The sequence below is a fragment of the Mycobacterium paraintracellulare genome (assembly GCF_000276825.1).
GTDB classification, from domain to species: Bacteria; Actinomycetota; Actinomycetes; order Mycobacteriales; family Mycobacteriaceae; genus Mycobacterium; species Mycobacterium intracellulare.
In genome coordinates this window covers 2,884,027-2,897,911 of sequence record NC_016948.1, presented here as the reverse complement: position 1 = coordinate 2,897,911, position 13,885 = coordinate 2,884,027, and the positions used below count along the sequence as shown (strand labels likewise).

Annotated in this window: 12 protein-coding genes; 5 read left to right on the top strand and 7 right to left on the bottom strand. The window is 69.9% G+C overall.

Going from position 1 to position 13,885, the window contains the following annotated elements:
• Positions 1-95 precede the first annotated feature (95 nt).
• Genes OCQ_RS13450 through OCQ_RS13440 form a run of 3 tightly spaced genes read left to right on the top strand, consistent with a single transcriptional unit; the run spans position 96 to position 5,211 of the window.
• Positions 96-1,901: an N-acetylglutaminylglutamine amidotransferase gene (locus OCQ_RS13450; protein WP_009953549.1), complete on the top strand. Its 1,806-nt coding sequence runs from the start codon at positions 96-98 to the stop codon at positions 1,899-1,901.
• Positions 1,898-3,688 (top strand): N-acetylglutaminylglutamine synthetase, encoded by a 1,791-nt coding sequence (ngg, locus tag OCQ_RS13445; protein ID WP_008257303.1) that lies wholly within the window; start codon positions 1,898-1,900, stop codon positions 3,686-3,688. The genes OCQ_RS13450 and ngg overlap by 4 nt, the downstream gene beginning before the upstream one ends.
• Positions 3,689-3,717: 29 nt before the next feature.
• The gene (locus OCQ_RS13440) at positions 3,718-5,211 is read left to right on the top strand and encodes an MFS transporter (protein ID WP_008257301.1); all 1,494 of its coding nucleotides are present in this window, start codon (positions 3,718-3,720) and stop codon (positions 5,209-5,211) included.
• A gap of 33 nt (positions 5,212-5,244) precedes the next feature.
• Here OCQ_RS13440 and OCQ_RS13435 read toward each other — a convergent pair whose 3' ends face one another.
• The 6 genes from OCQ_RS13435 to OCQ_RS13410 form a co-directional block, all read right to left on the bottom strand.
• Positions 5,245-7,026 (bottom strand): serine/threonine protein kinase PknE, encoded by a 1,782-nt coding sequence (locus OCQ_RS13435; RefSeq protein ID WP_014711780.1) that lies wholly within the window; start codon positions 7,024-7,026, stop codon positions 5,245-5,247.
• Between the two features lie 177 nt (positions 7,027-7,203).
• Positions 7,204-7,545 carry a hypothetical protein gene (locus OCQ_RS13430; RefSeq protein WP_008257297.1) on the bottom strand — a complete coding sequence of 114 codons (342 nt, stop codon included), beginning with the start codon at positions 7,543-7,545 and terminating at the stop codon, positions 7,204-7,206.
• Between the two features lie 109 nt (positions 7,546-7,654).
• Positions 7,655-8,368, bottom strand: coding sequence for a pyrimidine reductase family protein (locus tag OCQ_RS13425; RefSeq protein ID WP_014382710.1), 714 nt, complete (start codon positions 8,366-8,368; stop codon positions 7,655-7,657).
• Between the two features lie 2 nt (positions 8,369-8,370).
• Positions 8,371-8,868 carry a flavin reductase family protein gene (locus OCQ_RS13420; protein WP_014384863.1) on the bottom strand — a complete coding sequence of 166 codons (498 nt, stop codon included), beginning with the start codon at positions 8,866-8,868 and terminating at the stop codon, positions 8,371-8,373.
• 4 nt (positions 8,869-8,872) lie between these two features.
• Positions 8,873-10,186 (bottom strand): APC family permease, encoded by a 1,314-nt coding sequence (locus OCQ_RS13415; RefSeq protein ID WP_014384862.1) that lies wholly within the window; start codon positions 10,184-10,186, stop codon positions 8,873-8,875.
• The gene (locus OCQ_RS13410; RefSeq protein ID WP_014384861.1) at positions 10,183-11,307 is read right to left on the bottom strand and encodes an FAD-dependent oxidoreductase; all 1,125 of its coding nucleotides are present in this window, start codon (positions 11,305-11,307) and stop codon (positions 10,183-10,185) included. The genes OCQ_RS13415 and OCQ_RS13410 overlap by 4 nt, the downstream gene beginning before the upstream one ends.
• A gap of 93 nt (positions 11,308-11,400) precedes the next feature.
• Between OCQ_RS13410 and OCQ_RS13405 the strand changes: the two genes are divergently transcribed.
• On the top strand, positions 11,401-12,198 hold the full coding sequence (locus OCQ_RS13405) for a hypothetical protein (protein ID WP_014382707.1): 798 nt from the start codon (positions 11,401-11,403) through the stop codon (positions 12,196-12,198).
• Here OCQ_RS13405 and OCQ_RS13400 read toward each other — a convergent pair.
• Positions 12,191-13,111 (bottom strand): TIGR03619 family F420-dependent LLM class oxidoreductase, encoded by a 921-nt coding sequence (locus OCQ_RS13400; protein ID WP_014382706.1) that lies wholly within the window; start codon positions 13,109-13,111, stop codon positions 12,191-12,193. The genes OCQ_RS13405 and OCQ_RS13400 overlap by 8 nt on opposite strands.
• A 61-nt stretch (positions 13,112-13,172) precedes the next feature.
• Between OCQ_RS13400 and OCQ_RS13395 the strand changes: the two genes are divergently transcribed.
• Complete coding sequence (locus tag OCQ_RS13395) at positions 13,173-13,862, top strand: PadR family transcriptional regulator (RefSeq protein ID WP_009956802.1); 690 nt, start codon at positions 13,173-13,175, stop codon at positions 13,860-13,862.
• The last annotated feature ends 23 nt before the right edge of the window (positions 13,863-13,885 follow it).

Here is a 13,885-nt window from a genome sequence, read left to right as displayed (position 1 = left end):
TCACCACGCGTTGATCATGGGCGTTGATGGGCCGTTGCAGCGCTTTTGGCGGACGTCACGCGCGCGCCGAATCGGGCCCCGGTAGGGTCGAAGAGGTGTGCGGAGTCACCGGGGAGGTACGACTCGACGGGCGGGCGCCCGAGGTAGCGGCGGTCTCAGCGATGGCCGCCGTGCTGACGCCGAGGGGCCCGGACAGTGGCGGCGCCTGGTCGCAGGGCCGGGTTGCCCTCGGCCATCGTCGCCTCAAGATCATCGACCTGACCGAGGCCGGCTCGCAGCCGATGGTCGACTCCGAACTGGGCCTGTCGATCGCCTGGAACGGCTGCATCTACAACTACAAGGAACTGCGCAGCGAACTCAGCGGGTACGGCTACCGCTTCTTCTCGCACAGCGACACCGAGGTTCTGATCAAGGCCTACCACCGATGGGGCGACGACTTCGTCAGCCACCTGTTCGGCATGTTCGCCTTCGCCATCGTCGAGCGCGACAGCGGGCGGGTGCTGCTCGGGCGCGACCGGCTCGGCATCAAACCCCTGTACCTGACCGAGGACAACCACCGGGTCCGCTTCGCCTCGACCCTGCCGGCCCTGCTGGCCGGCGGCGGCGTGGACACCCGCATCGACCCCGTCGCGCTGCACCACTACATGACCTTCCACTCGGTGGTGCCCGCCCCGGCCACCATCCTGCGCGGGGTGCGCAAGGTGCCGCCCGCCTCGCTCGTCGCGATCGAGCCCGACGGCAGGCGCACCGTCACCACGTACTGGGCGCCCGACTTCACCCGGCACGCCGACCGCGCGGACTGGTCGGAGCGCGACTGGGAAGACGCCGTGCTGTCCACGCTGCGCCTGGCGGTGAAGCGCCGCCTGGTCGCCGACGTGCCGGTCGGCTGCCTGCTGTCCGGCGGTGTCGACTCCAGCCTGATCGTGGGCCTGCTCGCCGAGGCCGGCCAGCATGGGCTGTCCACCTTCTCGATCGGCTTCGAGTCGGCCGGCGGCGTCAAGGGCGACGAGTTCCAGTACTCCGACATCGTGGCCAAGCGCTTCGAGACCGACCACCACCAGATCCGCATCGAGACCGAACGGATGCTGCCCGCCCTCGACGGGGCCATCGGCGCGATGAGCGAGCCGATGGTCAGCCACGACTGCGTCGCCTTCTACCTGCTCAGTCAGGAAGTCGCGCGCCACGTGAAGGTCGTGCAGTCCGGCCAGGGCGCCGACGAGGTGTTCGCCGGCTATCACTGGTACCCGCCGATGGGCTCGCCGGCCGCCGCGTCGCTGCAGGGTGCGGTCGCCGAGTACCGCGGTGCCTTCTTCGACCGTGATTCGGCCGAGCTGGCCGGCCTGCTGGGCCCGGGCATCATGGCGCCCGGCGACCCCAGTGGCCGCTTTGTCACCGAGCACTTCGCGCAGGCCGGCGCCGAGACGGGCGTCGACCGCGCGTTGCGCCTCGACACCACCGTGATGCTCATCGACGACCCGGTGAAGCGGGTCGACAACATGACGATGGCGTGGGGGCTGGAGGGCCGGGTTCCGTTCCTCGACCACGAGCTGGTGGAACTGGCCGCCACCTGCCCGCCGGAGTTGAAGATCGCGCACGAAGGCAAGGGCGTCCTCAAACAGGCTGCGCGGCGGGTGATTCCATCGGAGGTCATCGACCGGCCCAAGGGCTATTTCCCGGTTCCGGCGCTGACCCATCTCGAAGGGCCCTACCTCGACATGGTCCGCGACGCCCTCTACGCGCCGGTTGCCAAGGAGCGCGGCCTGTTTCGTGCCGAAGCGGTCGACACCCTGCTGGAGAATCCCAACGGCAAGCTGACCCCGCTGCGCGGCAACGAGCTGTGGCAGATCGCCCTGCTCGAGCTGTGGTTGCAGCGTCACGGCATCACGGGGCCGGTTGCATGACCGTGGTCGATCCGTCCGGCGACCACACCGAGGCGATCACGCTCGGTCTGCACGACGCTTCGCCGCCGGAGCTGGTCGATGCGATGGCGAAAGACGTCGAGCTCGAATTGGGTTGGGGCCGACTGATTTTCGGGCAGACCTTCGCCGACTCCCAGCAACTGGTCGAGGCGCTTCGCCGCGAGGGTCCCGGCCGGCGCGACATCTGCATCTACGCCCGCGAATCCCACGTCGTGGTCGCCGAGGCGCCGACCGAGCTGTTCATCGACCCCAGCCACACCTACCGGCTGCGCTTCACGGGCAAGAAGAAGGCCTCGCCGCCGCCGCCGCTGGGCGTGACGGTGCGCACGCTCAACGATCCGATCGACGCCGACGCCATGAACCGCGTGTACGTGCGCTGCGGGATGGTCCCCGCCGGGGTCGACGTGATCTGGGACAACCATCGGCATGTGCCGGCGGTGAAGTATCTGCTCGCGGTGCGCGACGAGGACGGCGCCGTGGTCGGCACCGTCACCGGCGTCGACCACGAGTTGCTGTTCAACGACCCGGAGGAGGGGTCGAGCCTGTGGACGCTGGCCGTCGATCCGGCCGCCGGGCTCCCGGGGGTCGGCGCGGCCCTCACCCGGGCGCTGGCCGAGCACTTCCGCGACGCGGGCCGCGCCTACATGGATCTGTCGGTGGCCCACGACAACGCCGCCGCCATCGGCCTCTACGAGAAGCTGGGTTTCCGCCGCGTCCCGGTGCTGGCGATCAAGCGCAAGAACGCGATCAACGAGCCGCTGTTCAGCCCGCCGCCCGAGACGGTCGACGACCTCAACCCGTACGCCCGGATCATCGCCGACGAGGCGCTGCGCCGCGGGATTTGGGTCGAGGTGCTCGACGCCGAGACCGGCGAGATGCGGCTCACCCACGGCGGGCGCAGCGTCATCACCCGCGAGTCGCTGTCCGAATACACCTCGGCGGTGGCCATGTGCCGCTGCGACGACAAGCGGTTGACCCGGCGGCTGGTCTCCGAGGCCGGCATCACCGTGCCGCGCGCGCGGCTGGCCACCTTCGACGAGAGCGACTTCGCCTTCCTCAAGGAGGTGGGCGAGGTCGTCGTCAAACCGACGCGGGGCGAGCAGGGCAAGGGCATCACGGTTGGGGTCGTTCCCGACAACGGGCCCGACGACCTGTCCGCCGCCCTCGCGCGCGCCCGCAAGCAATACCCGGACGTGCTCATCGAGCAGCGAGTGGCCGGCGACGACCTTCGCCTCGTCGTGATCGACGGCCGCGTCGTCGCCGCCGCCCTGCGCATGCCCCCGGAGATCATCGGCACCGGGGAGCACAGCGTGCGGGACCTGATCGCGGCCGAAAGCCGGCGGCGGTCGGCGGCCACCGGCGGCGAGTCCCGCATCCCGCTGGACGACCTCACGGAATCGACCGTCGCCGAAGCCGGTTGGGCGCTCGACGATGTGCTGCCCCAGGGCACCCGGCTCCGGGTGCGTCGCACGGCGAACCTGCATCAGGGCGGCACCATCCACGACGTCACCGCGCAGGTGAACAGCGAGCTGTGCCGGGTCGCGGTGACCGCGGCCGAGGCGATCGGCATCCCGGTGACCGGCATCGACCTGCTGGTGCCCGACGTCACGGGCGCCGACTACGCGTTCATCGAAGCCAACGAGCGACCGGGGCTGGCCAACCACGAACCTCAGCCCACGGCGGCGGCTTTCATCGATTTCCTCTTCCCCGGCCACCCCGGGCAGCCGCAGGCCTGGACGCCCGAGGAGTCCCGCTCCGATCGCGGCTGACGCCGGTCGAAACCAGAACGGAGACGCCCGTGAGTGCGAGCGCGCAAACCAACGCCATCACGACGCAGGTACCCGCACGGCTGGACCGGCTGCCGTGGTCCCGGTTCCATTGGCGCGTCGTCGTCGGCCTGGGCGGAGTGTGGGTGCTCGACGGGCTCGAGGTCACCATGGTGGGCAACGTCTCGGCTCGGCTCATGGAACCGGGCAGCGGCATCGCGCTGGACCCCGCGCAGATCGGCATGGCGGCGGCGATCTACATCGCCGGGGCGTGTTCGGGGGCGCTGTTCTTCGGTCACCTGACGGACCGGTTCGGGCGGCGAAACCTGTTCATCCTCACCCTCGCGATCTATCTGGTCGCCACCGTGGCGACCGCGTTCGCGTTCGCCCCCTGGTATTTCTTTCTGACCCGCTTCTTCACCGGCTCCGGCATCGGCGGCGAATACGCCGCCATCAACTCGGCCATCGACGAGCTGATCCCGGCGCGGGTGCGCGGCCGGGTCGACCTGGTGATCAACGGAACCTATTGGCTGGGTTCGGCCGCCGGCGCCGGCGGCGCGCTGATCCTGTTGAACACCGCCAACTTTCCGCCCGACATCGGGTGGCGGCTCGCCTTCGGCATCGGCGCGATCCTCGGCATCTTCGTGCTGCTGGTGCGGCGCAACGTCCCGGAGAGCCCGCGCTGGCTGTTCATTCACGGGCGCGAGGAGGAGGCCGAGCACATCGTCGGCGAGATCGAGCAGGAGGTCGAGCGGGCGACGGGCGAGCCCCTGCCCGAGCCGCAGGGCAAGCCGCTGCGGATCCGCCAGCGCAAGTCGATCTCGTTCCGGGAGATCGCCGGCGTGGCCTTCAAGCTATACCCGCGGCGCGCGGTGCTCGGGCTGGCGCTGTTCATCGGGCAGGCGTTCCTCTACAACGGCGTCACGTTCAACCTCGGCACGCTGCTCAGCCAGTTCTACGCCGTGCCGTCGGGCATGGTGCCGGTCTTCTTCGTGCTGTGGGCCCTGAGCAACTTCGCCGGCCCGCTGGTGCTCGGGCATCTGTTCGACACCGTCGGCCGCAAACCGATGATCACGCTGACCTACATCGGCTCGGGTCTCGCGGTGGTGGTGCTGGCGCTGGTGTTCGTCACCCAGGCCGGCGGCGTCTGGGCCTTCATCGGCGTGCTCATCGTGGCGTTCTTTTTGGCGTCGGCGGGTGCCAGCGCGGCGTACCTGACCGTCAGCGAGATCTTCCCGATGGAGACGCGGGCGCTGGCGATCGCATTCTTCTACGCGATGGGGACGGCGATCGGCGGCATCACCGGCCCGCTGCTGTTCGGTCAGCTGATCAACTCGGGCCACCGCAGCGAGGTCGTCTGGTCGTTTTTGATCGGCGCGGTGGTGATGGCCGCGGCCGGGCTGGTCGAACTGTGGCTGGGGGTCGCCGCCGAGCGGCGCCCGCTGGAAGAGCTGGCGTTGCCGCTGACCGTGGAAGACGCCGAAGAGGCCGAACGCCAAGGGGATTCGGCGCCGCTCCCGGACTGACGGGCCTGCCCGCTCGCGCGCGTCACCGCTCGGCTACCCGGTGAGCCTGGTCAGCCAGGCGGGATCCTGATAGTTCACGGACGTGACGCCGTCCCACACGAAGGGGGTGGAGTTGGCGTTGACGCCGGACAGCGTCGAATAGCCGTTGGCCGCTTTCGTCTTGGCCGTGCCGAGGTCGTCGCCGGACTTGATGCAGGTGATCACGGCGGCGCCGGCGCCGACCGTCTTGGCCAGTTGCGCGAATTCGCCGTCGGTGCGGTCTTCGGCGCCGCCCTCCTGCGGCTGAAAGTTGCTGGCGAACAAGCCCGAATAGAAGTCGCTGTAGAGCTTGGCGTCGTTCTGCGCGGCGACGCAGTAGGTGGCCGCGACCGCGCGGGTCGAATAGGTCCGGCTGTGCGAGCGGTCGTCGAGGAAGTTGAGCAGGTGATAGCGCACCGCGAGCTTCTTGTTGTTCACCGCCGCGTCGATGTCGGCGCCGTTCGATCGGATGAAGGTGCCGCACGGCGGGCAGATGGGTTCGTTGAAGATGTCGATCGTCGCCCGTGCGGCCGAACTGCCCACGTACACACCGTCATCGAGCACCCGCAGCGCGACGGCGTCCGGTGGTGGCGGCGGCGAAGGCGGCTCCGGCGGGGACTCAGATTCCCACGGCCGGACCACGGCGAGCAGCGCCCCGACGAGCGCCACGGCGACGGTGGCGGCGACGCCGACCCACAGCCAGGGCCTGCGGCCGGCTTGCGGCGGTGGCGCCCACGGCGGCGGGCCACCGGCGTTGCTCCAGCCCCCAGCACCGCCCCAGCCGGTCGGTTGGGGCACCGGCCCGCCGGGAGCAAATGGCTGGCCGGCGCCCGCAGGGGTGGGCCACGCCGTCGCCGCGGGCGGTGCCGGCGCGATGCCCCCGGGTGCCTGGGCGGCGAATGCCGAAGGCGGCGTTGCCATCTGGGTGCGCGCCAGGATGTCGGTGGCCCGATCCTGGTCGGGTGCGGCCAGCGCCGCGTACGCGGCGGATGACAGGTCACCACAGGTGAGGTAGCGGTCGTCGGGGTTCTTGGCCATGCCGCGGGCGATCACCTCGTCGAAGCCGGCCGGGATGCTGGGCCGCGCCGCGCTGGGCCGTGGGATCGGTTGGTGCACGTGCGCGCCGATCACGCTGAGCTGGTCGCCCGTGTAGGGAGGGGAGCCGGTCAAGCACTCGTACAGCACGCAGGCCAGCGCGTAGATATCGGCGCGATGCGTCACCTGGGAGTCGCCGAACCGTTCCGGGGCCATGTATTTGGCGGTGCCCACGGTGGTGCCGATTTGCGTCAGCTTTTCGTCCGACGTCGCGCTGGCGATGCCGAAATCGACGAGGTAGGCGAAGTCGTCGGCGCTCACCAGGATGTTCTCCGGCTTGACGTCTCGGTGCAGGATGCCGGCCGCGTGGGCGGCGTCGAGCGCCGACCCGATCTGACGGACGATTGCCACCGCCCGCGGCGGCGACAATGGCCCGTACCGCTTCAGCATGCCGGCCAGGTCTTTGCCGTCGACGAGGCGCATGTCGACATAGAGCTGGCCGTCGATCTCGCCGAAATCGTGGATGGGCACGACGTGGGGTTCGTGCAGCCGCCCGGCGGTGCGCGCCTCGCGCTGCATCCGCGAGCGGAAGACCGGGTCGTTGGACAGCGTAGGCGACATCAGTTTTAGGGCCACCACGCGCTCGCGGACCGTGTCCTCGGCCTCGTAGACGTCGCCCATGCCGCCGCGACCGACCAGCCGCCGCAGCAGGTACGGCCCGAACTGCGAACCCGCCCGCGTATCCGCGGTCGTGTCATCCATCGGCGACTCCTCATCCGCCAGCCCCATGCACCGCAAACCGATTCGTGGCGCTCGCGCGGGCCCGGCCGATGGCGGCGCCGGATCCGCCGATGCGGTGGCATGCAGGCATAAGGCTAAGGTTTCGGCGACCGCGGGGCACACCGAATAGCGAAAGCCAGCTAATTCGACGGGACGCGCTTAACGGACGTCGTCATCCCCGGCGGCGCGGTCGGTGAGGCCTTCGCGCGACAGCGCCCGGACGAATCCGTAGGCCTGCATCCCGGCCGGGCCGGGATTGTCGAAGATCCACTCGTTGATCTTTTCCAGCGCGTTGGCCAGGTCGTCGCGCTTGACCCGGACCAGATACGTCCTGCGGTCGTCGTCGGGGTCCTCGAGTGACTCGGCGACCGCGACGGGATTCCGGAACGCATACGCGATCCCGTGTACGGCATCGTGATTGAGCGCCCACTGAATTTCGCTGGGGCGCAATCGGTTCACCGCCAGATTCCGATAGTCACGGTCGTGGTCTGAACTGCTCACCTGGCCGGTGATCCTTTTCTGTGTGCAGCGCGGGAGGCGACAAGCCGGGCGTTTTCATCATAGGAAGGGTGGCCGCTTGCTGCATGTCGAGCGCTTCTGCGCACCGGTGTCAGCGGCTGTACTTCAGAAACAGGTAGTCGTCGCAGACCAGCGCGTGCGCCAGGCGCATCGTGACCGGCGCGGTCAGCCGTGCCGGGTGCACGCGGTAACCCACCGGCTGGCTCGCGGCGAGCCTGGGGGCGAGGGTGACGCACAGTTCGGTGACGGCGTCGGCCTCGACCAGCTCGTCGAGCAGGGTCGGCCCGCCCTCGCACAGGATGCGGCGCATGCCCTGCTCGCGCAGCATCGCGACGGCCAGGGCCACGTCCACGGTGTCCTCGCCCGCGATCAGGACGCGCAGCCGGTCGTCGTGGTCGAGGCGCGCCGCGGTTCGCGCGCAGGTCACCAGGATCGGTGGTTGTTCGGGATCGCTGAACAGCCGCGCGGGCAGGTCGCCGCTGCGGCTGACGACCGCGATCGGCGGGGGCGCGAATCGCCCCTCGTGGTGCCGCCTGGCCCGCGCCGCGTCGCTGAGCTTCACCGGGCCATAGTTTTCGGCGCGCGCGGTGCCCGCCCCGACCAGGACGACGTCGGCCAGCCCGCGCAGGATCCGCAACAGCCGCTGATCGGTGGGACACGACAGGGGACCGGCTCGCCCCCCGAACGCGGCGGCGCCGTCGGCGCTGAAGATCATGTTGGCGCGCAGGCCATCCGGGGGATCGGCATAGAACGGCGCGAGTTCGACGATGCTGGGGACGGTGCTGACCCGGGGAGACTGGTCCACCCTCACGCCTCGTGACCGGGTTCGAGTTGGCGGACGTCGCCGAACGACACCCAGCTTTCCAGCTCCCGTGGCGGGCTGCCGCCGACCGGGGCCAGCAGGTGCCCGACGTGGTCGCCCAGCGGGAAGCGCTCCAGGATCTCGCCGACGAACCAGGCGGCCGCGTCGTCGAGGATGGGCATCCCGTCGGGGCCGGAATGCCAGGAACAGCGGGCGAACTTGTCGATCTTGTCGCTGGTCTGACCGCCGAAGAGCTCCACGACGTCGAGGTGGTCGTGGTCGAACACGTGCACCGCCAGGTGGGTGGCGTCGCGGGCCGTGCGGAACGTGTGGTTGCGCTGCGACAGGCCGACCAGGAATCGGGGCGGGTGAATGCTGGCCTGGCTGGCGAAACCCACCAGGCAGCCGGCCGGGGTGCCGTTGGCGTGCGTGGTGACGACGAACATCGGATAGTTCAGCACCGCTACCAGCTTGTCGAATGCTTCGGTTTCGGGGTCGGCCATCCGGTCAGTCTTCCCCGTCGCAGCGCCGGGGAATCGTGTTCCCGCGATTCGCGCCGCGACGCAACATCATTCGGGAGATGAGTCGCCGGACCGCGTAGGCGGCGACGCCGACGCCCAGCACCGCCACCCCGGACAGCACCGACCACCGCGGCATCGCGAAAGCCAGCACCACGCATCCGAGCAATCCGATCACCGGGACGACCCGGGGCGGTCGGCCCTCGTCGCGCCCGAGGGTGAACGCCGAGGCATTGGCGACCGCGTAGTAGATCAGCACGGCGAACGAGGAAAACCCGATGGCGTCGCGCAGGTCGGTGGTGGCGGCCAGGACCGCGACCACGACGCCGATCAGCAGTTCGGCGCGGTGGGGCACCCGGGTTCGCGGGTGCACGGCGGCCAGCGGGTGGGGCAGATGGCGGTCGCGCGCCATGGCCAAGGTCGTGCGCGAGACGCCGAGAATCAATGCCAGCAGCGAGCCCACCGCCGCGACCGCCGCGCCCGCCTGAACCAGGGGAACCAGCGGGCCCGCGCCCGCCGCGCCGGCCGTTTCGACCAGCGGCGCGGCGCTCCGGGCCAGCCGGGCCGGCCCCAGCACGGACAGGGCCGCGATCGCCACCAGGGCATAGACGGCCAGGGCGATGCTCAGTGCCAGCGGTATCGCCCGCGGAATGGTGCGGGCCGGGTCGCGCACCTCCTCGCCCAGGGTCGCGATGCGCGCATATCCGGCGAAGGCGAAAAACAACAGTCCGGCGGCCTGCACCACACCGCCGGCGGTCGCGCCCTGCAGGCGGAACGGATCGAAGCCGGGCCGTCCCGATCCGAGCGCGGCGACGATCACCGCGGCCAGCACGGCCAGCACCAGCGCGACGATGATGCGGGTCAGCCAGGCCGACTTCTGCACTCCCGCATAGTTCACCGCGGTCAGCGCGACCACCACCGCCACGGCCACCGCGTGCGCCTGCGCGGGCCAGACGTAGGCGCCGACGGTCAGGGCCATCGCCGCGCACGAGGCGGTCTTGCCGACGACGAAGCCCCACCCCGCCAGGTAGCCCCAGAACTCGCCCAGCCGCTGTTGGCCGTAGACGTAGGTGCCGCCCGAGGCGGGATAGCGCGCGGCCAGCCGCGCGGAGGACGTGGCGTTGCAGTAGGCCACCACCGCCGCGAGCGCCAGGCCCAGCAGCAGTCCCGAACCGGCGGCGCGCGCCGCCGGGCCCAGCGCGGCGAAAATCCCGGCGCCGATCATCGAGCCCAGCCCGATCACCACCGCGTCGAAGACTCCCAGGCTTCGGCGAAGCTCGCCGCCGCCGGATGGCGCGCTCATCCGAGTGGGTTGTTCTGGCGCACTCCGCGATACATGCCCCAGCGCACGAACCACGGCATCACCACGCGTTCGACCGACCAGGACGGGAAGCGGAAGGCGTGGCCGGTGGGCAGGAAGACCTCCAGGCCGTTGGGCTGGATGCCGACCAGTGAACCCCAGCGCCGCGTCGGCGCGCGATAGGTGCGCAGCGGGCGGCCCGCGAATTCGGCGAGGACGTTTCGCGCCACCAGGGCGTCGCCGCGATTGCGGGCGGAGCTGCGCAGGGGGTCGGTGGCCGCGACGTCGCCGAGCGCGAAGACGCCCCGCTGACCGGGCACCCGCAGGTCCGGCGTGACGCGCACAAACCCGCGCTCGTCGAGCAATTCCGGTGGCAGCCAACCGGTGTTGGGCCGCACCCGCCCGATCGCCCACAGCACGGCGTCGGCGTCCGCCGGGGGTTGTCCGGTGCTCCAGCGCACGGGCTCGTCGGTGAGTTCGTCGCCCGCGAAGCCTTCGCCGATCACCGCGCGGTGGCCGGGGTGCACGCCGACGCCCAGCCCGCTCAGCCGGGCGCGTATCCGCTGCCAAGTCCGCGGGTGATACTCCTGAAGCGCGGACTCGCCGGGGAAGTACAGGTCGATTCGCTTGTCCGGCCAGGTGGTCGCCATGTTGAGGGCGCTGCTGACGGCCGCCGCGCCGCCGCCCACCACGATCACCGACTCGGCGGCGGCCAGCCGGTCGTGCGCGGCGCGCAGCCCCGCGCCGATCTCGGCGGCGGACTGCAACGTCGGCTGGCGCCAGAACCCGTTGCTGACCCCGGTCGAGATGACCAGCGCGTCGTAGGGTTCGGCGATCGTCGCGCCGTCTTGGCCCCGGCCGAAGACGATGCGGGCGCCCAGGTCCACCCCGGTCAGCGTCGCCTGCACCGTGCGGACGCGATCCAGGCGGCGGAACCGGTCGAACGGGATCCAGTAATCGCGGGCCCAATCGTGCGGGCGGGACAGCCGAACGCCGAGTTCCTGGCCGCTGACCAGCGCGGGTTTGGTCGAGATCCCGACGACGTCGGCGTGCCGCGACAGCCGGATCGCCGCGAGGACGCCCGCGTCCCCGAGTCCCGCGACGACGACGCGCTTTCGGTTCATGGCGCTATCCTGCCCTGCGTGCGGTGCGGACGAACGCCGACGAGCCGATAGCGGGGGAGGCCACATCAGTTGGACGCTCTTCTGCGCGCCCTCGTGCGGGCCTCGGCCCCCCGTCCCGCCGCGGCACAGCGCGCCGCCAAGGACTTCGAGAAGGGTTTGTTCCCGGCGGTTGTCGCCGAGATCCGGTGGGCGTTCATGCCGCCGCGCACCTGGCTGATGGGGGTGGTGGCCAACGTGGTCGTCGCCGCTGCCTGGCTGCTGGTGCAGCCGCTGACCCCGGTGGGCCGTCACCACGATTGGGTGATCCTGGTGGGCACCTACTTCTCGTCGTGGGTCCTCGCCGATGTGACCACCACCAACTTCCTGGGCGCGGATCATTACCGCATCGTTCGGGGCCTGTCCGCGGGCGTGCCGTTCGGGCGGATCCTGCTGATCAAGAACCTCGCCCTGCTCGCGATCGTCGGGTTGCCCACCCTGGCCGCCGCGACGGTGCTGACGCTGTGGCTCGAAACGCCTGCGCGCCTGGGCATTACGATCCCCACCGTGGCGGTTCCCATCGTGTCGTGGCTGGGCGTGGGAAACCTCATCTCGGTGCTGCACCCGGTCAGCGTCGAGCCGCTGGTCCGGCGCTGGCGCCAGCGCGGCGATCTGCGCCGCACGCGCAGTTGGCTGCTGGCGCTCGCGCTGCCGTACGCGCTGTATTACGTGGCCGACCCGATGAACGGTGTGGAGCACCGGGTGCTGTGGCAGCAGGTGCCCGCCCTGATCTGGCCGGTGTTCGGGCGCGACACCAAGAGCCTTGTCCACGTTGGCATCGCGGTCACCGTGTGGGTCGCGTGCAGCGTCGCCGCGCTCGGATGGGTGCGCCGGCGCGGGCTGCAGGTCAGGTGAGCTGCGGCTTGATCTCTTCGATGACCCACTGCGCGTAGTCGAGGTACTCGTCCACGCCACCGACGGCCGGAACGGGGACCGCGGTCATCGTAACGCCCTGCTCGGCGAGCCAGCCCAACCGGTCGACGATCTGCGCCGCGCTCATGCCCGGCCGATCGCTTGCGTCGCGGCGCGCGACGTGTCCTTCGCCGACCCGGTTGGTGCCCAGCCCGTGCATCACCTCGAAAGGCCGCCCGTCATAGGAAGGTTGGGACTTGATGTAGTCCAGCTTTTCGGCGATCTGCTCGGGCTTGGTTAGGAACGGCCACCAGCCCGAACCAAAGGTGGCGGCCCTGCGCAACGCGGCGTCGGCGTCGCCGCCGATCCAGATCGGGAGATGGGGTTTTTGAACGGGTTTCGGCTCGAAGGCGATGTCGGCGAACGACACGTAGCGTCCTTCGAATGTCGGCGCGTCACTGGTCCACAGTTCAACGATGGCCGCCAGGTACTCGTCGGCGATCCGCCCGCGTTCCGCGAACGGCACGCCCACGAGCTCGAACTCCCGAGCCAGCCATCCGACGCCGAACGTGACCATCATCCGGCCGCCACTCATCCAGTCGGCGGTGGCAAGCGCTTTGGCCAGCACGATCGGATGCTGCAGCGGCAGGATGGTGATGCAGGAATTGACGGCGACCCGTTCGGTGGCTCCGGCGATGAAGGCCTGGGCCACCGTCGAATGCAGGTAGTGCGGCCCGGACAACTCGACGTGGTCGGTCGGGATGACGAGATGTTCGGGCACCGCGATCATGTCGTAGCCCCACTGGTCGGCGCACCGCATCATGCGCCGCTGTTCGGGGCCCGTGACGGTCGCTTCCCATGGTTGCGAAATCGCCTTGAGGCGCAGCATGTGCGGAACGGGGAAGGAGAATTTCACGGGCGTCCCAGCCAGCGGTCCATGTCCCCCAATCTAGGGTGCGTGTTGTTAACCTGGCCACGTGGACTCCGAAACGGACCCTGCCAGCAAAAAGCCGACGAACGCGGCATTGGCCGCGACCAGTCGCGCGTTGCTGTGCATGATGTCCTACGAGGAGGAGATCTCCGGCTACGACCTCAAGAAGTGGATCGACTGGAGCGTCGATCTGTACTACTGGAGCCCGTCCTACAGCCAGATCTATACGGAGCTGAAGAAGCTGGAGGGCTTGGGACTGGTCACGTCGCGCGTCGAGCGGGACGAGGGCACCCGCACCCGCCGGCTCTACAAGATCACCGAAGCCGGCATGGCGGCCGCAATCGAGTGGGTCAACGACGCGCCGGTGGACCCGCCGGTGCTCAAACACAGTGTGCTGCTTCGGGTTACGTTCGGTCACCTCACCAATCCGGCTCGGCTCAAGGAACTGCTGCAAGAACACGTGGCGTTCGCCGATGCCCGCCACCGCAAGGCGGTGGAGGATGCCGACGGCGCCGAGGGCGAACCCGCATGGGCGTATTCGGTGATCGCCTTGCGCTGGGCGGCGAAGTACTACGCCGCCGAGCGTGAGTTCGCGCTCGAGCTCATGAAGGACATCGACGAGGCCGACGCCGTCTTGAAGAAGGCCGAGAAGGGCGGGTTCGGCAAGCCGCGCCCCACGCCGGGGTATTGGCGGGAAATCGAGAAACAGGTCCAGGCGAAGCGCGGCGCCGACTAGTTCTGGTTCAGACTAGTTCTGGT

Excerpts from the sequence above, each read along its gene's own strand:
- ngg (WP_008257303.1), top strand. The coding sequence starts at position 1,898 with ATGACCGTGGTCGATCCGTCCGGCGACCACACCGAGGCGATCACGCTC.
- OCQ_RS13420 (WP_014384863.1), bottom strand. The coding sequence starts at position 8,868 with ATGGCCGACCCCGAAACCGAAGCATTCGACAAGCTGGTAGCGGTGCTG.
- OCQ_RS13435 (WP_014711780.1), bottom strand. The coding sequence starts at position 7,026 with ATGGATGACACGACCGCGGATACGCGGGCGGGTTCGCAGTTCGGGCCG.
- OCQ_RS13415 (WP_014384862.1), bottom strand. The coding sequence starts at position 10,186 with ATGAGCGCGCCATCCGGCGGCGGCGAGCTTCGCCGAAGCCTGGGAGTC.
- OCQ_RS13410 (WP_014384861.1), bottom strand. The coding sequence starts at position 11,307 with ATGAACCGAAAGCGCGTCGTCGTCGCGGGACTCGGGGACGCGGGCGTC.